Raw genomic sequence first — 17,257 nt, 5'->3', positions numbered from 1 at the left:
AACCACAGTCTGGCCCGCGCCATCTCGGACGCGGCCTGGCGGCAGTTCCGCACCATGCTGGAGTACAAGGCGCACTGGGTGCGCCACGAGGCGCTGAGTAACCGTGCGGAGGTGAGAGACCGCCGTCGTGTGGCTGTCGCAGCAGCCGCGTAGAAGCTGGGGGCAGTCTGATCCGGGGGATGCCGGGGAAGGCGGGAAGCAGCCCTGACAACGTCGGGACGTGTCGGCACTGCCAGACGATGCGGGTCCGGCAAGCGAGACCAGAAGGTACAACGCGAGTGAACCGGTGGCTGAAGCCCTGTAATCCTTGTACCAGCTCGAACCTGGTGGATATGGGCTGGTGTGCAGCGCGCGGAACCCTCTCCAGTCAAGGGTCCGACTCCCTAGCAGTGTCCGGTTAGTTGCTGCGGAGACCATGCTGAATGTCTGCGGCGTAGGCGTGGTGATGCTGTCGGGGTAAAGCCGGGTGCCGTGCTGGTCGAACGGTTGCGCAGTGAACGTGGGAACCGCCTGATGATCGTCCCTTGACCGGGCAGCCGGCCCGTGCGGGGGACAGGCCCATCGCCGGCTGATGGTCACCAGGCGGGACGGAGGCTCCGTAGTAGTCCGAGCGCGGGAGAGCCGTGTACATGGCGAAGGGAGCCAGCAAGTCAGCAGGGAGGATGCTGGAATGCCAGGAGGTCGCCGGTGAATATCGACGAGCTGAAATCGGCGCTGTACCGGGCCGAATTGCGGGTACTGGGTATTCAGACCAAGCTGCACCGTTGGGCGACCAACGGTTTTCATCAACGGTTTGACGACCTGTTCAACCTCGTCACCGATCCCGCGTTGTTGTTGGTTGCGTGGAATCGGGTGCGGAGTAACAAGGGAGCCCGTACGGCTGGGATCGATGGCCGAACCGTCGTGATGGTCGAAGCGGGCTTGGGTGTTGAGGGTTTCCTTGCCCAGCTGCGGTCGCAACTCAAGGACCGCAGTTTCCGACCGGTTCCGGTGCGGGAACGGATGATCCCGAAGGCGAATGGCAAGTGGCGCCGTCTGGGTATCCCGACCGTCGCGGACCGGGTGGTGCAGGCGTCCCTGAAGCTGGTGCTGTAGCCGATTTTCGAGGCGGATTTCCTCCCGTGTTCCTACGGGTTCCGTCCCGGGCGTCGGGCTCATGACGCGATCGCTGAGAGCCGTCATTTCGCCTCCCATCACTACGAGTGGGTAGTCGAGGGCGACATCGAGGCATGCTTCGACATGATCGATCACGTGGCTCTGATGGACCGAGTCCGTGGCCGGATCGGAGACAAGCGGGTCCTGAGCCTGGTGAAGGCGTTTCTCAAGGCGGGCATCCTGGAGCAGGACGGCGCGCTGCGAGGCAGCGACACCGGCACTCCGCAGGGCGGGATCTTGTCGCCGCTGCTGGCGAACGTCGCTCTGGGGATCCTGGACGAGCATATCGCCCAGGCCCCAGGAGGGCCGAACTCCGCCCAGGGCGAGCGGGCCAAACGCAAACGTCAGGGGAAGGCGAACTTCCGGCTGGTCCGGTACGCCGACGATCTCCTGGTATTGGTCGCGGGTGACCGTGACCACGCGAAAGACCTGCGCGACCAGGTGGCAGAAGCCCTCACTCCGATTGGTTTGCGCCTGTCGGTGGAGAAGACGAAGATCACGCACATCGACGAAGGGCTGGACTTCCTCGGCTGGCGCATCCAGCGTCACCAGAAGAAGGGCACTGCCCAGCGGTACGTCTAGACCTATCCGGCCAAGAAGTCGGTGCAGGCCGTGGTGGCCAAGGTGCGGACGATCTGCCGCAGGAACGCCAATATGCCACTTGAAGCCCTGCTCCGGGAGCTGAATCCCGTGTTGCGAGGCTGGTGTGCATACTTCCGGCCCGGAGTGTCCAGCGCCACGTTCCAATACCTGTCCCACTATGCGTGGGAGACGGTGATCCGCTGGGCGCGGCGCAAACATTTCAAGGCCAACTGGAAGACCATCCGCCGCATCTACTGCCGCGGTGGTTGGTGGCCGGTCACGGAACGTGGATCGCTGTTCAACCCCGCGAAGGTGTCCACCACGCGTTACCGATATCGCGGGGCGCAGATCCCCAGCCCATGGCCATCCGCCTGGTGAGAACAACGAGGTGGCGCCCCGGACCGACCTCACTACGGCCGGGACCTGGTGGTCGTGGACCGCTGGTTCCCGTCGACCCGGCTGTGCTCGGGCTGTGGCGAACTGGCTGACCGGATGCCGTTGGCCGTCCGGTCGTGGACCTGCCGGTGCGGGCAGGCCCACGACCGGGACGTCAACGCGGCCCGCAACATCCTCGCGGAGGGGCTCTCCGTGACTGCCTGTGGAGGCGGTGCAAGACCTCACCGGGAGTCCTCCTCTCGGACGGGGCGGTCGTCGGTGAAACAGGAAACCCGAGGGTGACCAAGGGAATCCCCGTTCCTTCAGGGCGGGGAGGAAGTCGAGGCCGCCTCTCCCGCCCAGCACGTCAACCGACGGTAACTTGATAAATCGTCGGTTGAGGCGGTAAATCCGGATCAGTCGGGTCAAAGCTTGGCTGACCTCTCGACCGGGACGCGGTCCGACTGCCGGGACGCGGTCCGACTGCCGTGGCGCTGGCCGGCTGCCGTGGCGCGCCACGGCAGCCGGACCGACAGCTCTTTCCCCGTAGATCCGGCTGCGACAGGATGGATCTGTCCACCGACCGTCCGACGGAGCAGCGTGCCATCGACAACGATCGACCAGTCTGGTGACCCGCCGGTCACGGTCGTCGACTCCCACCTGCACCTGTGGGATCCGCGACTGCTCGACTACCCGTGGCTGGCGCAGGTCCCTGGCTACGGCGCAGCTACCTGCCAGCGGACCTCCCGACCGCCACCACCGGGCTCAAATCGGGCGGATTCCACCTCGAAGCGGTGGTGTTCGTCGAGGCCGGCCGGGCCGACGCGGCCGCCGACGCCGAGGTCGACTGGGTCGAACAGCTCGCCGCCGAATGGCCGATGCTCCGGGCGGTGGTGGCCCACGTGCCGCTGGAGCGGGGCGCCGACGCCGGCGCAAGGACCGCCGCCTTGCGCCGCCACCGGGGTACGCCGCAACCTCCAGGACGAAGCCGACGGCTTCACCACCACCGACGACTTCATCGCCGGAGTCCGGCTGCTGGGCGACGCCGGGCTCAGCTTCGACCTCTGCGTGCGGCACCACCAACTGCCCGAGGTGACAGCACTGGCGGCCCGGGTGCCGGAGGTCACCTTCGTCCTGGACCATCGCGGTAAACCACCGGTGGCCGTCGGCGACACCGCCCAGTGGCGCGACGACCTGGCCCGTGGCGCAGTTGCCGAACGTGGTCTGCAAGCTCTCCGGGCTGGCCACCGAGTCGTCCCGTGGCTGGCTCGGTCACAATCTGCTGCCCTACCTCGACCACGCGCTACGCCAGTTCGGGCCGGACCGGTGGCTGTTCGGTGGGGACTGGCCGGTGGCCACGCTGACCATCGGCTACCGTCGTTGGCTCGGGGTGGTCCGTGCCGCCTGCGCCGAGCTGTCCGAACCGCACCGGCAGGCGGTCTTCGCCGACACCGCCCGCCGAGTCTACCGGATCGGCTGACCACGCGGGCCGCCGGGTAGCCGCCCGCCCGCCGACGCGTGGCGTGACGTCACCGCACGGCGCGTCGGGCGAAGGCACGCAACGCCGCGGCGGTGGCCGCTGCCGCGACCCCCGACAGGACCAGCAGGCACAGGCCGATCGGCAGGTGGGTGACGTGTGGCGCCATCGCCGCGCGGAGCGCCTCCGCCGCGTACGTCATCGGGTTCGCCGCGGTAGCCACCTGGAACCACGGCATCTCGGCCAGCCGCTGCCACGGATAGTGCACGCACCCTGTCCAGATGATCGGGGTGACGAACAGCGAGAAGGTGGCCTGGATGCGCTGCAACGGCAGCACCGTCGCCAGGGTCATGCCCAGGGCCGCACCGACCCAGCCGGCCAGCAGCACCACCACCAACGACAGTGGGAGCGCCGACCAGCCGCCCGGCGCCGACCCGACGACCAGCGCGCCGAGCGGATAGACCACCACCGCCGCGAACAGGCCACGGAGCGTGGCGACCATCAGCTTGCCGACCGCCACCAGCGCCGTCGGTAGCGGCGACAGCAGCCGGTCCTCGATCTCCCGGGTGAAGCCGAACTCCTTGACCAGTGGCACCGCCACGCTCTGCAGCGCGGTGGTGAAGGTGGCGAGGGCGACCGTACCGGGCAGCAGGATGTCGGCGAACCCCGCGCCGACGATGCCCTGCATGGTCAGCACCTGGGTGAAGATGAACAACATGAACAGTGGGGTCATCAGCACCTGCGCGAGGACGAACCAGATGTCCTTGCCAGCGACGAACAGGTCCCGCCACAGGATCGCGCCGAAGGCCCGCGCCACCGGTGGTCGCGGTGGCGCGGCCGGTGCCGACGGCGCGGTGGCGTCCGACGACGGTACGGGGGTGACCTCGGTCAGGCTCATCGGATCTCCTTACCGGTCAGGCTCAGGAAGATGTCCTCCAGGCCGGGCTTGCCGATGTGCACGTCGGTCAGCTGGGCCGCGCGGCCGGTCAGCACCGTCAACGCCGGACCGAGCACGGCGGCGGGGTCGGCGTCGAGCTGCAGCCGCAGCCGGATCTCGCCCGCCGGTCCGTCGGCCGCGGCGGCCGGTGCGGCGGCGAACAACGCGGCGAACCGTGGGTCGTTGCGGGCGGCGGCGAGCTTCGCCGCCTTCCGGGGATCGGACCTGGCGGCGGCGATCCGGGCCGCGATCCGCGGATCGGCGGCCAACCCGGCCAGCCCCGGACCGCTGCGGCCCGCCGCACCGGGGGCCGCGGCACCGCCGGCGGTGACCTCCCCGGTACGGACGCCGTCGAGCGCGGTGAGCGCAGCGAGCAGATCCGTCGCCCCGTCGCCCGGGCCGGGGCGCAGGGCCAGGTCCAGCACCGCCCGACCGGCCACCCCGCGTACCAGGTTGGCCGGGGTGTCCAGGGTGAGCAGCCGGCCGTGGTCGACGATCGCCACCCGGTCGGCCAGCTCCGCCACCTCGGTCATCTCGTGGCTGGTCAGCACGACGGTCACCCCGCGCTCGCGCAGCTGCCGGATCCGGGTCCGGATCAGCAGCCGGGCCTGCGGCTCCAGCCCGTTGGTTGGTTCGTCGAGGAAGACGACCCTGGGGTCGTGCATCAGCGCCCGGGCGATCATCAGGCGCTGGGACATGCCGCCGGAGAAGAAGTCGACCCGCGAATCGGCCTGCTTGTCCAGGCCGAACTCGGTCAGCAGCCGGTCGGCCCGGCGGTGCCGCTCGGCCCGGGGCACCCCGTGGTACGCGGCGTGGCTGAGCAGATTCTGCCGGGGCGTCAACGCCCGGTCGAGGTTGTTGTACTGCGGCACCACGGCGAACCGGGTCCGGGCCGCCACCGGGTGCCGGACGACGTCGACGCCGTCCACCCGCGCGGTGCCGGAGCTGGCCCGGATCGTCGTGGTGAGCACGCCCACCGTGGTCGACTTGCCGGCACCGTTGGGCCCGAGCAGGCCGAAAACCTCGCCGGGTCGGACCGCGAACGACAGCGAGTCGATGGCGTTGCGGTCCTGGCCCGGATACCGCTTGACCAGGTCGACGACCTCGACCGCCGGGCCGGAGCCGGGCGGGCCGGCCGGTCCCGGGGCGGCCGGGGCCGCATCGGCGGCCGGACCGTCGACCAACGGGTGGGTGCCGGTACTGGACATCTCTCTCCTGCTCAGGCGGGTCTGGGGTGCGAGGCGAAGAACTGCCAACTGGTCGCGGTGGCATCCAGTTCGGTGGAAGGCGGGTCCAGGCCGAGCAGCCGGCCCGCGGCGGTCTTTTTGGAGCCGGGCCACTGGTGCCCGGCGCCATCGATGGTGATCAGGGTGACGCCGCGACCCGCGGCGCAGTCCGCCACCGAGGTGGTGACACCGCCCTCGGTGGTGGTCCGCGCGGCACCGCACTCGTCGATCTGCCGCCACCGGCCCACCAGGTCCGGCACGGCGGGGCCGTCGGCCTTGTCCGGCACCCGGCCGTTGCCGGCGCCGTCGCGGCTGCCCGGCCCACCGGTGTACGGGATCGTCTCGTCGCCGGTGCCGTGGATGTGCAGCACGGAGATCGGCTCCGGGGCCGGGCAGTCACCGAGCATGGTCGTCGCCACCCCGGTCACCGCGACGAACGTCGAGCTGTCGCAGGCGATCCGGTAGGCCAGCATGCCGCCGTTGGACATGCCGGCGAGATAGTGCCGGTCGGGGTCGAAGGAAAGCCGCTGCCCGAGCGACTCCACCAGGGTGAGGACGAACCCCACGTCGTCGACACCGTCGCGCGCCGAAGCGCCGCAGCACTCCTCGGTCACCGCCCAGGCCCGGTTGCGGGAGTCCGGGTAGACCACCACGAAGCCGTGCTGATCGGCGACGGCGTTCCAGCCGTACCAGGATTCGGCCTGCCGGCCGCTGCCGAGCAGACCGTGCAGCATGACGACGACCGGGACCGGCGTCGTCTCGGCGACCCCGGCCGGGCGGTACACCCGGTAGGTCCGGTCGTAGCCGTCAACGGTGATCGACCCGGCCGACGAGCCGACCGGCGGGGTGTCGACCGGGGCGACCACCCCGCCGTCCGTGGCCGGCGGGGTGGTGCTGCCCGATGTCGGCGGTGCCGGGTCCGGCGCCGACGTGCAGCCTGCGACGAGTGCCCCGAGGACTCCCGTGACAACCAGAACCGCCGACCGGCGCCGGAACCGCGACATCGCTCACCTGCTTCTCTTAGTGGTGGTGGTGGTGTTTCGGAGTCAATTTGATCAACTCCCAGCCGCCCTCAGGGACGTCATCTGTCGGATCTGTCCGCAGATTCATCGGGTTGGCCATACCGAGATATACCGTGGGCCCGTCCACCACCATGCTACGGACGCCGTAATTGAGGTAGTTCCCGAGCCCGGCGTTGTCCACCTTCTTGGCCGACCGGTGCGGCGACTCGAAGACCCAGAGGTCGGCGCCGAAGGCCAGGTCCTCTTCCTCATCGTCGTCGTCACCACCGCGGGCGACATCGGCCGGCGGCACCGGCTCCTCCTGCTGCAGCTCCTTCGCGAGGTAGCTCCAGTCCATCGTGCCGACATAGAGCCGGCCACCGGCGACGATCATCTTCCAGGTGTAGTTGAGCGTCGGGTTGTCGAACCCGGACGCCCCGTAGAGCGGGGTGTACCCGGTCGACGTGCTGGCCCACACGCCGGCCGCCGGGTCGTAGGCCGGTAGCTCACTGGCACCGTAGAGCAGGTCGACGCGGTCGCCGTGGCCGCCACCACGCTGGCCGTGGCCGTGATGATGGCCGTGGCTGAAGCTGCCCCGGAAGATGCCAATGGCGCGCTGGGTGTTGCGTACCGAGTCCCGTACCCCCTGCTCGTCGGTCGGCGGGTACGCCGCCAGGTGCACCGTCGTCGCCTTGAAGGGCACGTGCATGGTGCCCCAGTAGAGGTAGCCACCGTAGGACGCTAGCCCGCCCAACCCGTACGTACGGGCGATGACCGGATCCGGCTCGTACTCCAGCACGCTCCACACCCGGGTCCACCTGTCGGCGTCGCGGCCGTCCAGGCCCGGCCCGTTTTCGGACAGTTTCGGGCTCATCCAGACCCCGGCGACGTTCGGCGGGCTCGGGTCGTCAGCCGTCGGCATGTCGGCGATGTCCGCGGTGGGTGACACCGGACCGGCCGTGGTGGCCACGTCGGCCTCCACACCTACCCAGGTGGTAACGAAGATTCGACCTCGATGGACGGTCAGGTCCACCGCCTGTGCCGGCAGGTTCGCCACCTCGGTGAAGCTGAACGGGTCCGCCTTGCTGCCTGTCCAGCGCAGCACGAGGCCACGTTCACCGCCATTTGGGCCCACCCCGACGCCGGTGTAGAGCTCGCCGTCGGCGACAAGGAAATGCCGGATGTTGCCGTACTCGGTGAAGTTGCGCGAGCCGAGGAAGGCACCCGTGTCAGCGTCGAACGCGAACATGTTGAGCGTGGCACCGAGCGCGGGGCCGCCGAGCAGCACTACGCCGCGGTGGTTACCGGCCGCCCGGATACCGGCGGTGGTGGTCAACCGGTTCGCGTCGTCCGCCGAGGCGGCGCGGACCGCATCGGTGCGTTCGATCATCTGTCGGCTTCTCGTGTCATACGTGTAGAGCCGGGGAGTGCGGTGGTCGCCGAGGGTCGGTGGCAACTGCGGGTTGCGGCGGGCAATTTCGCTCTGACCGTACTCGCAGACCCAGTCGTCGTTGCGCGTCGGCTGCGTGTTGCGCAGATTGTTGCCGCTGGTCATACAGTTGATGTTGGCTCCGGTGCCGAACCACAGCCGGTGCTTGTAGCGGGTGAGCCCCCAAACGTACGACTGGTTGACCTTGGGCTGGCCGGCCTCGCACGGCGGCCCGGCCGGGTAGTCGACACCGATGTCGACGAAACACTCGTCGGCCGGCGCCTTGGCCAACAAGGTGCTCTGGTAGCGGGTCCCGCCGTGGTGTCCACCGTGCCTGCCGTCGGTGGTGGCTGCCGACTCGGTACCGGCCACCGGTGCGGCGGCGGCCGGGCCGGCGGCCAGAAGCAGCCCGGCGAGCACGGCGGCGGCGACCGGCCGGCTCGCTGATGGGCGCAACCTACGCATCAAACACTCTCTCCCTCTACTGTGGTTGGCTGGTGCGGGATGGCTCCGGGTCACACGGCGGCGGTCTGCCGTACCGCGCCACCCTTGCTCACCCGGCCGGCGACCTGTCGGGCCCAACCGGACGGGTCGTCGAACTCCAGGAACTCACCGAGCCGGGCCAGCTGCGGCTCCGGGTCGGCGACCAGATCCTCGTAGGTCATGGTGAGCAGGTGCGCCGGTGGATTGTCGGCGAGCGCCTGCTCGGCCTGCGCCGCCATGAACGCGCAGAGCCCGAGGTATCGGGTGCTGTCCTCGCCCCGCTCGCGCAGCAGGTCGGCGGTGATCCGGCCGGGCAGCAGATGCTCGAGCTCCGCCGGCACCTGCTGGTCCGGGCCCATCCGAAACGGGTCCACGCCGCACCGGGAGACGAACTCCAGCCGCAGCTGAATGAGCTGGAACGACGAGTGCCGGCTCATCGACCGCGCGGTGTCCGCCCAGTTGCGGGTCAGATAGACGATCCGGGTGTCCGGGAACGACCGCAGCAGATGCGGGGCGATCTGGCTGGACCCGCCGGACCGCTCCACCCAGCGTTGCTTGCCGGTCGACCGGGTGAGCAGGTCCAGGAACATCCGGTGGTGGTCGACGAAGGGCTGCTCGGGGAAGTCCGGCACCTGCCCGGCGAGCCGGTCGAACAGGCCGTCCGGGTCGTCGGTGAGCTTCGGTAGGGTGATCGCCAGCAGCTGCGGCAGCTCGGTCAGGTTGCCGGCCCACCTGCCGTCCGCCGGGTAGCGCACCTCCTTCGGCGGCAGGCCGATGGCGAACAGCGTGGCAAGTTCCGGTTTCGGGCTGCTCAGCACCTGCCAGTACGCCGCCCCGGTGATCGGCTCCCCGGCCTTCGCCCACGATGGGGTGGCCATGAAGAACTCCTGGACGGACAGGGTCGCCGGCTCCTCCACGATCAGGTCGGACAGCAGGGTGGAACCACACCGCCCGCTGCTGATGATGATCGCCCGTCCGGGCGCCTCGAACTGCATCGAAACCTCCTGGTGAAAACGACTCGTCAGCCGCGCAGGGCGGGCTGACCGGTGTCGGCGAGTTGCCGGGCGAGCCAGGGCAGCACCTGCCGGCGGACCTGGTCGCGGGCGGTGACCAGCACCGCGTGCCGGTGCCCGGGGACCACCACCAGCTCGGTCTGCGGCAGCAGTTCCACCAGTGCCGGTGCCAGATCGACGGCGGACGAGTCACTGCCGAAGACGCCGAGCACCGGGCAGGTGATCGCCCGTACCGCGGTCGGGTCGGCGGGCGTGCTGGCCGGCAGGTCCCGGCCGGCGGTAGTGGTGGCGACGAGCCTGCGGACCGCCGCGGCGTACCGGGCACCCCGCTCACCCCCGCGGGTTGTCAGCGCCGGTGGCTCGCCGTCCCCGTCCGGCTGCGCGGCCCGGTCCAGCTGACGGCCCACCCGGGCGAGCCACTGGGCGGTGGCCGGGGCCGACTCCACCGCGACCAGCGAGGCGACCCGGTCCGGATGGCGGGCCGCGTACCCGAAGGCGATGGACCCCCCCAGCGAGTTGCCCAGCAGATGCACCGGTGCGTCGACGCCGAGCCGGTCCAGCAGCGCGGCCAGGTCGTCGACCAGGTCCTCCATCCGGTAGCCGGCCGGCGGCCGCTCGGTCCGTCCGTGGCCCCGCAGGTCGTACATGATCACCCGGAATCCGGCGTCGGCCAGTGGATGTGCCAGGCTGAGATACCAGCTGGCCAGGCTGTCCGGCCCGATACCGTGGATCAGGACCGCGACCGGTCGGCCGGCCGACGACTCGGCCGCCGGTTCGACATCCGGTTCACCGCCTGGGCCGGCATCCGCAGCGGCGGCCACTCCCCCGGCGGCCGCGTCGGCAGCCACCGGTGGGAGTTCCTGGACATGCGTCACCAGGCCGTTGACCTGGATCATCGTCACTGGCCGGCCACCTGCGCCACGCTGGCCGGCGGGCTGTCCAGCGCGGCGGAGATGTGCTCGACCAGTTCGCCGACCCGCAGCGCGCGCAGCGAGTCCACGTCGAGCGCCGCGACGAACTGGGCGAAGTTGACCGAGTCGCCGTACCGGGCCTGCAGCCGCCCAGCGAGCGAGATGACGTCGATGCTTTCCATCTCCAGGTCGTCACGGAAGCTGGTGTCCATCGTGATCTCCTCGTCCGGATCGATGCCGGGCAGCACCGCGCGCAGCATCTGCGAGATCTCCGTCAGGATGGTGTCGTGGTCGGCGGGCATGATGCGGGTCTCCTTGTCAGGACGTCGATCGGCTTTCTCGGCAGGTCAATCGGGCCAGGTCAGGCTTGCCCGGCAGGTTCCGGGCCCCAGGTCCAACCAACGACGTAGCGTCGCTGCGGCAGGTCGGGCGGGTTCTCCAGGCTCCGGCAGGTGACCCGGTATGACCTGCCGGAGGGAACCTCGACCAGCAGGGTGCCGGCGTCGACGGCGACCACCCGTAGCCGGCGGGGCGCTCCGTCCAGCCCGGTCCCTTCTGCCTTGCCGGCGGCCTCCTTGGCCGCCCAGAAACAGGCGAACCAGAACCCCCGGTCGCCGCCGGCGCTGACCTGGTCGAGCAGCGCGACCTCGGCACCGGACAGGGCGTAGTCGACCGTGCTGTCCGGCCGGTCGGTGACCTCGACGATGTCGATACCGACGCCGGGGCCGTCCGGCGTCGACCGGGCCGGGCCGGCGATCGCCACGGCGGCTTCGGCGCAGTGTGCCAGGGACAGGTCGCACTCCCGCAGGTCCCGGCCGGGACGCAGGTCGGCACGCGGCCGGCCGTTCGGGTCGTTGGCGATGGTCAACTCGATCGGGTACACGTCGGTGTGCCCGGCGTCCCACTGCCGGAACCGCACCGCGTCCTTCGCCGCGATCCGGCCGAGCAGCCACTGTTTGCGGGTCTTCCCTGGCTGCCGCTCGTAGTCGGCGGACGCGGCGGTGCCGAGGATGCCCCGCGCGGCCATCGACTGGGTGACCAGATCGGTCCAGCAGTCGAACACCGCGGTCCACCCCTCCGGCTGACGGACCGACATCGGGTGACGTTCCGGGAACCGTTCGGCCGGCCGTGCCTGCGGATGGCTGTCGAATCGACGGTCGACCGCGCCGTCGATCTGCGCCCAGACCCGGCCGTCGACGGACAGCTGGGTGTCCGCGACCAGTTGAGCGTCGTCGATCGACCGGACCCTGGCGACGCACTCGAACGCCGTGCCGGGCGCGGGCGGCGGGCCGAAGAACCGGACGTGGCCGAGCCCCACTGGTAGCGCCACGGTGCGCATCGGCTGGGTGGTGATGAGCCAGTTCCCGATCAGCTGCAGGGCATTGTCCAGCAGGGCACCCGGCGGAACGGGCGCGGTGACCACCCCGCGTACGTGCATCTCGCCGAGGGCGTGCACCGTGGTCACCCCGTGGAACTGGGGACCGTGGAACATCAGCCGCTCCGCGTACATCTCCTCGGCGCTGATCCGGGGAGCGGTCTCGGTGGCCGGGTCGTGGGTCCACGGTGCGCTCACCGGGGCCGGATAGTCCGGGGCTACGTCAACCGTCGCCCGGGCGAAGCTGCCGAAGTTCACCGCGTACGAGTCCGGGCCGGCTGACCGGACGACGATCTCGACGTCCTGCGCCGGTGCCGCGATGGTCCACCGGTTGAAGCGGGCGTCGCGCACGCCGACCACCCGCAGACCGGGGACGGCCTGCGCGACGGCGTCCATCATGTGCTGGACGACGGTCGTCGCCGGCACCACCGGCCACCGGTCCTCCGGGTTCGGCCAGTCGTCCGGCTGCACGAAGAAGCAGTGGTCGAGCAGGTACGGCATGGTCTGCACGGAGACCCGCAACGTGGTCCGGGCGATCTCGGTGCGCGGCGGCAGGGGGGCCTTCGACGTCGGCGCCGACCTGGTCGGCCCGGCTGCGGCCGGTACGGTGACCGGCCGGGCGTCAGCCGGCGGTACGGCGACCGGCCGGGGCGGCGCGGCCGGGGACACCGGAGCCGGGCTGGCGGGTCGAGTGGCGGCGTCCAGCACGGTCACCGCGCCGTCGGCTGTGTCCCGTAGCAGCGCGGCGAGTTCGGCGGCGGCCTTGGACCGTCCGGCGAGCCGGTGCAACACGGTGAGCGAACCGTCCGACGGCTCGGCGGCGGCCGGCGGCTCGGCGGCGGCCGGCGGCTCGGCGGCGGCCGGCGGCCTGGATTCTGCCGACGGTGCGACCTCGACGACCGGCGGACCGGAGGGCCGGTGCGACGACAGGTCGGCCAGGCCGAGCAGGGTGTCGGCACCCGGCCCGAGACGCACCAACGGGCCGCCCAGGTCCAGCTTAACCTTCGGACCCCGGCGCGGCGGCGCCGCCGGGGCAGCCGGCGCCGGGGCAGCCGGCGCGGGTGGCCGCAGCGCCCGCAGGTCCGGTGCCGCGCCCTCCACCCACAGCGCGGTGGCCACCCGGCGCAACTGATCGAGACCGGTACGGTGACCCACGTTGACCGGCATCGCGAGATGATCCCGCCCGCGCAGGTTGTCGCTGACCAACGACGCCAACTGTCCCGCGCCGACCTGTAGGAAGACCCGGAACCCGGCGTCGTACATCGCGGCGGTCAACTGCCGGAACCAGACCGGCTCCATCATGTGCCGGACGAATATCTGGTTGACCTGCTGCTCGTCGGCGGGGAACGGTGCCGCCAGGGTCGCCGACCAGACCGGAACCGTGGTCGGATGCACCCGCCAGGACTGCAGGGCGACGCCGATCGACCGCAGCCCGTCGGCGAACGCCGGAGTGTGGAAGGCCGACCGGAACGGCAGCTTCTGGCACAACACGTTACGCCGGCGCAGCTCGTCGATCAGCCGGTCGACCTGCTCCTCCGGGCCGTTGACCACCGACTGCGCGGGCGCGTTGTCGTGGGACAGGACCACTCCGGGATAGTTGTCGAGCACCGGCGTCACCTGGTCGGCGCCGGCACCGACGGCGGCGAAGACGTAGCCGGAGACCGCGACCGAGTCGGCGTCGAACAGCTTCAGGAATCCGTCCATGTCGGTGGTGCTGACCTGCCCGGTCACCGCCGCGGCGGACCACTCGCCGATGCTGTGCCCGGCGACCGCGTCCGGCCGGATCCCGATCCGGCCGAGCACCTCGTCGAGGAACTTGCCGACCTCGATCAGGCCGGCACCGTGCCGGCCCAGGTCGGCGGCGGACCACTCGCGGTCCGCCAGCCCGAAGTGCGCGGCCAGATCCTTGGTACGCGGCGTGAACTCGGCCTCCAGTCCGGGGAAGACAAACGCGAGTTTGCCGCCGGCGGTCAGCAGCGGAGCCGTGGTGAACCAGATGTCCCGGGCACCTCGCCAGGGCTCTCCCCGACCCACCGCGCGGCGGGCGGTGGCCAGCCGCTTGTCGGTCGGGTCCACGACACCGATCCGGCACGGCGGCGCGGCGTGGGCCTGCGGGCCGTCGGCGAACGCGGCACCCTCACGCCGTACCAGCGAATCGTCGCGGTCCAGCAGCGCGGCGAGGCCGGCCGAATCGTCGGCGGCCAACCACAGCACCTGGTCCGGTTCCTCGACCTCGACGGCGGCCGGGCGGGCCGGTTGCCCGGCCGTACCGTTCGGCACGGCCGCCCAGGCCGACGGGGCGGACGGTGGCTGCTCGATGATCAGGTGGGCGTTGATCCCACCGAAGCCGAACGCGTTGACCCCGGCCCGGCGTGGTCCGTCGCTTTCCCACGGCTGGGCGGCGGCGATCGGCGCGAACCGGGTCGCGGCCATCTCCTCGCGGGGCTGCCCGCAATGCAGGGTGGGTGGCAGAACGCCCCGGTGCACGGCGAGGGTCGCCTTGATCAGGCCGGCGATCCCGGCCGCCGGCATGGTGTGCCCGATCATCGACTTGACCGAGCCGATCACCGGCCGTGGGCCGCCCTGGTAACCGCCGAACACCTCGGCGACAGTGACCAGTTCGGCGGCGTCCCCGGTCGGCGTGCCGGTGCCGTGCGCCTCCAGCAGGCCGAGCGCATCCGGCGCGGTCGGATCCAGGCCGGTGGACTGCCAGGCCCGCCGGATGGCCAGCGACTGTCCGCTGCTCGCCGGGTTGAACATGCTCGCCGAGCGGCCGTCGCTGGACACGCCGCTGCCGCGGATCACCGCGTACACCCGGTCACCGGCGTCCAGCGCGTCGGCCAGGCGCTTCAACACCACGATCCCGGTGCCCTCGCCGATCAGCAGACCGTCCGCCGACGAGTCGAACGGACGGATCTCACCCTGCCGGGACAGCGCCCGGAGCTGGCTGAACACCGACCAGAAGCTGATGTCGTGCACGTGGTGCACACCGCCGGCGAGCACCGCGTCCAACCGGCCGGCCCGCAGTTCGGTCATGCCCTGGTCGACCGCGATCAGCGACGAGGCACACGCGGCGTCGATGGTGTACGACGGACCCCGCAGGTTCAACCGGTTCGCCACCCGGGAGGCGGCGAGGTTGGGCACCAGTCCGATCGTGCCCTCGGGCTGCTGCGGGCCGAGCCGTTCGTCGAACTTGCGCCGGACCCGGTCGAGGCTCTCCGGCGGCAGATCCGGGATCAGCTCCTTGAGGATGCCGATGACCTGGCTGGACATCCGGACCCGCTGGGCGTAGCGGGCCTGTGCCGGGCTCAGGATCCCGCCCCGGCCGAGCAGGACGCCGATCCGGTCCCGGTCCGGCAGCCGGTCCTGGCCACCGGCATCGTCGATGGCGGCGGCCGCGACCTGCAGGGTGATCAGCTGGTCCGGCTCGATGTCGCCGATCGAAGTCGGCATGATGCCGAAGCGCAGCGGCTCGAAGCTCGCGTGGTCGTCGACGAACCCACCACGCCGGCAGTACATCCGGTCAGGGCGGTGCGCCTGGTCGGGATCGTAGAACTCCTCGTCCCAGCGGTGCGCCGGCACGTCGGTGATGGCGTCGACGCCGTCGACCAGGTTGCGCCAGTAGGCGTCCAGGTCGGGGGCGCCGGGCATCAGCGCCGCCATGCCGACGATGGCGATCGTCTGGTGGGGGTCAGTCAGGTCCGACATCTGGTTCACCATCCCGAGGCGGTGTAGACCACGGAGGTGACCGCCGGGTCGCCCCAGGCCAGCTCGCGCAGCAGGCTCAGCGCGCCCTCCTCGGGATCGATCAGGTCGATGCCCCGGCGGGCGTACTCCCGGCTCAGTTCGGCGCTGACCATCCCGCCGTGCACCGAGCCAGGCGCCCACGGCCCCCAGTGCACGGTCAGACAGCGCACCCCGGTGCCGGCCGCCCACCGGCCGCCGATCCGGTCGAGCGCGTCGTTGGCGGCGGCGTAGTCGCTCTGGCCCCGGTTGCCGTACGCGGCCGCGATGCTGCCGAACAGCACCACGAAGCGCGGATCGGCGCCGTCGCGCAGCGCGTCGAGCACCGTCACCGCACCCTGCACTTTCGTCTGGAACACCCGGTCGAACGACGCCGGGTCCTTCTCGGCGATCAGCTTGTCCTCGATCCGGCCGGCCGCGTAGACCAGCCCGTCGATCCGGCCGTACTCGCCCTGGATCTCCTTGAGCAGTTGCCGGGTGGCGTCGGCGTCGGTGACGTCGAGGCTGTGGTAGCGCACCTGGCTGCCGAGTTCCCGCAGCTCCTCCAGGGTCGCGCGGACCTCGCGGGCGGCCAGGATCGCGGTGGCCGTACGGTCGATCTCCGCCGGTGCGCGCATCCCCTGGGCGACCAGGGCGGCCCGCAACGCCGGCTTGTCCACCGCGGCGGCCAGCGCCGGGGACTCCGCCTCCTGCGGCAGTGGGGTACGGCCGACCAGCTCGATGCGGCACCGGCTGGCGGCGGCCAGGGTACGGGCGAACCACGGGGTGATGCCCCGGGCGCCACCGACGAGCACCACCACCGAGTCCTGGTCCAGGCCGATCGCCTGGGTCTCGGCGACACCGTCACCGGCCGGGCCGGCACCGCCTGCGGCGAGCGGACCGAGGTCGACCGCGGCCAGGTCGACGGTCTGCCGGCCGGTTGCCGACCAGGTGACGATCGGGGTCTGTCCGCCACTGAGCAGTTCGGTGACCAGGCCGGTGGCAAGCTGGTTGTGGTCGGCGCCCGCCGGTACCTCCAGATAGGTCACCGAGATCTGCGGGTACTCCCGGCTGATGGTCCGGAACAGGCCGGCGAATCCGTCGGTACGCGGGCCGGCGGTGCCGGCAGCGACCAGCCACCGCACACCCGCCGCGAGGGCCTGCTGGATGAACGGGAAGATGCCGGGCAGCAGCGGTCCACCGCTGTCACTCAGCCCGTCCAGGATGATCACGCCGTCGTAGCCGGCCACCTGGTCCGACCCACCGGCGTGGGTCGAGCCAGTGGCGCCTGCCGCGCCGTGCTGGGCGAGCTGCTCGGCCAGCGGTGCCAGGGCCGGCGACCCGCCGGTGATCAGGAACCGGGTACCGGCCAGCGCCTCTGGCGCGACGACCGCGCCGGTGGCGGGAACCGGCCGGGCGACGAGTCGACGTGGGGCCGTACCGTTGTCCGGGCCGGACCCGGCCGGCGATGCCGGAGACGCCGCCGGTGCCGCCTCGGGTGCCTGATCAGCCGCCATCTTCTCGGCCAACCACGCCACCATCGTGCGCACCGTCCGCGCCCGAACCAACT

At 71.1% G+C, this 17,257-nt stretch carries 13 protein-coding genes and 2 pseudogenes; 5 read left to right on the top strand and 10 right to left on the bottom strand.

Annotated elements, in window-relative coordinates; all coding sequences use genetic code 11:
* Window positions 1–687: 687 nt before the first annotated feature.
* The 4 genes and pseudogenes from ACFHWT_RS30205 to ACFHWT_RS30190 form a co-directional block, all read left to right on the top strand.
* Complete coding sequence (locus ACFHWT_RS30205; protein ID WP_416598050.1) at window positions 688–1,095, top strand: hypothetical protein; 408 nt, start codon at window positions 688–690, stop codon at window positions 1,093–1,095.
* A 3-nt stretch (window positions 1,096–1,098) separates the two neighbouring features.
* Window positions 1,099–1,737: a reverse transcriptase/maturase family protein gene (locus tag ACFHWT_RS30200; protein ID WP_416598052.1), complete on the top strand. Its 639-nt coding sequence runs from the start codon at window positions 1,099–1,101 to the stop codon at window positions 1,735–1,737.
* Between the two features lie 30 nt (window positions 1,738–1,767).
* The gene (locus tag ACFHWT_RS30195) at window positions 1,768–2,115 is read left to right on the top strand and encodes a group II intron maturase-specific domain-containing protein (protein WP_416598049.1); all 348 of its coding nucleotides are present in this window, start codon (window positions 1,768–1,770) and stop codon (window positions 2,113–2,115) included.
* Window positions 2,116–2,157: 42 nt separating this feature from the next.
* Window positions 2,158–2,415, top strand: a pseudogene (locus ACFHWT_RS30190) (zinc ribbon domain-containing protein); the annotation flags it as partial.
* 413 nt (window positions 2,416–2,828) lie between these two features.
* On the opposite strand, the gene ACFHWT_RS30185 reads toward ACFHWT_RS30190, so the two are convergent.
* Window positions 2,829–3,131: a hypothetical protein gene (locus ACFHWT_RS30185; RefSeq protein ID WP_416598053.1), complete on the bottom strand. Its 303-nt coding sequence runs from the start codon at window positions 3,129–3,131 to the stop codon at window positions 2,829–2,831.
* On the opposite strand from ACFHWT_RS30185, the pseudogene ACFHWT_RS30180 reads away from it, so the two are divergent.
* Window positions 3,130–3,592, top strand: a pseudogene (locus ACFHWT_RS30180) (amidohydrolase family protein). The gene ACFHWT_RS30185 and the pseudogene ACFHWT_RS30180 overlap by 2 nt on opposite strands.
* 49 nt (window positions 3,593–3,641) lie before the next feature.
* Here the strand turns inward: ACFHWT_RS30180 and ACFHWT_RS30175 are convergent.
* The 9 genes from ACFHWT_RS30175 to ACFHWT_RS30135 form a co-directional block, all read right to left on the bottom strand.
* Window positions 3,642–4,487, bottom strand: coding sequence for an ABC transporter permease (locus ACFHWT_RS30175; RefSeq protein WP_416598048.1), 846 nt, complete (start codon window positions 4,485–4,487; stop codon window positions 3,642–3,644).
* On the bottom strand, window positions 4,484–5,734 hold the full coding sequence (locus tag ACFHWT_RS30170; RefSeq protein WP_416598047.1) for an ABC transporter ATP-binding protein: 1,251 nt from the start codon (window positions 5,732–5,734) through the stop codon (window positions 4,484–4,486). The genes ACFHWT_RS30175 and ACFHWT_RS30170 overlap by 4 nt, the downstream gene beginning before the upstream one ends.
* 11 nt (window positions 5,735–5,745) lie before the next feature.
* Entirely contained in the window at window positions 5,746–6,756 is a 1,011-nt protein-coding gene (locus tag ACFHWT_RS30165) for an alpha/beta hydrolase family esterase (RefSeq protein ID WP_416598046.1), read from the bottom strand.
* A 16-nt stretch (window positions 6,757–6,772) separates the two neighbouring features.
* A complete protein-coding gene (locus ACFHWT_RS30160; RefSeq protein ID WP_416598045.1) occupies window positions 6,773–8,647 on the bottom strand; it encodes a hypothetical protein in 1,875 nt (624 codons plus the stop codon).
* Between the two features lie 50 nt (window positions 8,648–8,697).
* On the bottom strand, window positions 8,698–9,660 hold the full coding sequence (locus tag ACFHWT_RS30155) for a sulfotransferase domain-containing protein (RefSeq protein WP_416598044.1): 963 nt from the start codon (window positions 9,658–9,660) through the stop codon (window positions 8,698–8,700).
* 26 nt (window positions 9,661–9,686) lie between these two features.
* Window positions 9,687–10,574 carry an alpha/beta fold hydrolase gene (locus ACFHWT_RS30150; RefSeq protein WP_416598051.1) on the bottom strand — a complete coding sequence of 296 codons (888 nt, stop codon included), beginning with the start codon at window positions 10,572–10,574 and terminating at the stop codon, window positions 9,687–9,689.
* Window positions 10,575–10,576: 2 nt separating this feature from the next.
* Window positions 10,577–10,891 carry an acyl carrier protein gene (locus ACFHWT_RS30145; protein ID WP_416598043.1) on the bottom strand — a complete coding sequence of 105 codons (315 nt, stop codon included), beginning with the start codon at window positions 10,889–10,891 and terminating at the stop codon, window positions 10,577–10,579.
* 59 nt (window positions 10,892–10,950) lie between these two features.
* Window positions 10,951–15,672 (bottom strand): beta-ketoacyl synthase N-terminal-like domain-containing protein, encoded by a 4,722-nt coding sequence (locus ACFHWT_RS30140; RefSeq protein ID WP_416598042.1) that lies wholly within the window; start codon window positions 15,670–15,672, stop codon window positions 10,951–10,953.
* Between the two features lie 5 nt (window positions 15,673–15,677).
* A partial coding sequence (locus ACFHWT_RS30135; RefSeq protein WP_416598041.1) for an SDR family NAD(P)-dependent oxidoreductase occupies window positions 15,678–17,257 on the bottom strand: 1,580 nt, incomplete at its 5' end.

This window comes from Micromonospora sp. LOL_021, assembly GCF_048060215.1.
GTDB lineage: Bacteria > Actinomycetota > Actinomycetes > Mycobacteriales > Micromonosporaceae > Micromonospora_E.
The sequence above is the reverse complement of the archived record's forward strand: the minus strand, read 5'-3'. Positions and strand labels throughout refer to the sequence as shown.

Excerpts from the sequence above, each read along its gene's own strand:
- ACFHWT_RS30185 (WP_416598053.1), bottom strand. The coding sequence starts at position 3,131 with ATGAAGTCGTCGGTGGTGGTGAAGCCGTCGGCTTCGTCCTGGAGGTTG.
- ACFHWT_RS30175 (WP_416598048.1), bottom strand. The coding sequence starts at position 4,487 with ATGAGCCTGACCGAGGTCACCCCCGTACCGTCGTCGGACGCCACCGCG.
- ACFHWT_RS30170 (WP_416598047.1), bottom strand. The coding sequence starts at position 5,734 with ATGTCCAGTACCGGCACCCACCCGTTGGTCGACGGTCCGGCCGCCGAT.
- ACFHWT_RS30165 (WP_416598046.1), bottom strand. The coding sequence starts at position 6,756 with ATGTCGCGGTTCCGGCGCCGGTCGGCGGTTCTGGTTGTCACGGGAGTC.
- ACFHWT_RS30160 (WP_416598045.1), bottom strand. The coding sequence starts at position 8,647 with ATGCGTAGGTTGCGCCCATCAGCGAGCCGGCCGGTCGCCGCCGCCGTG.
- ACFHWT_RS30155 (WP_416598044.1), bottom strand. The coding sequence starts at position 9,660 with ATGCAGTTCGAGGCGCCCGGACGGGCGATCATCATCAGCAGCGGGCGG.
- ACFHWT_RS30150 (WP_416598051.1), bottom strand. The coding sequence starts at position 10,574 with ATGATCCAGGTCAACGGCCTGGTGACGCATGTCCAGGAACTCCCACCG.
- ACFHWT_RS30145 (WP_416598043.1), bottom strand. The coding sequence starts at position 10,891 with ATGCCCGCCGACCACGACACCATCCTGACGGAGATCTCGCAGATGCTG.
- ACFHWT_RS30140 (WP_416598042.1), bottom strand. The coding sequence starts at position 15,672 with ATGTCGGACCTGACTGACCCCCACCAGACGATCGCCATCGTCGGCATG.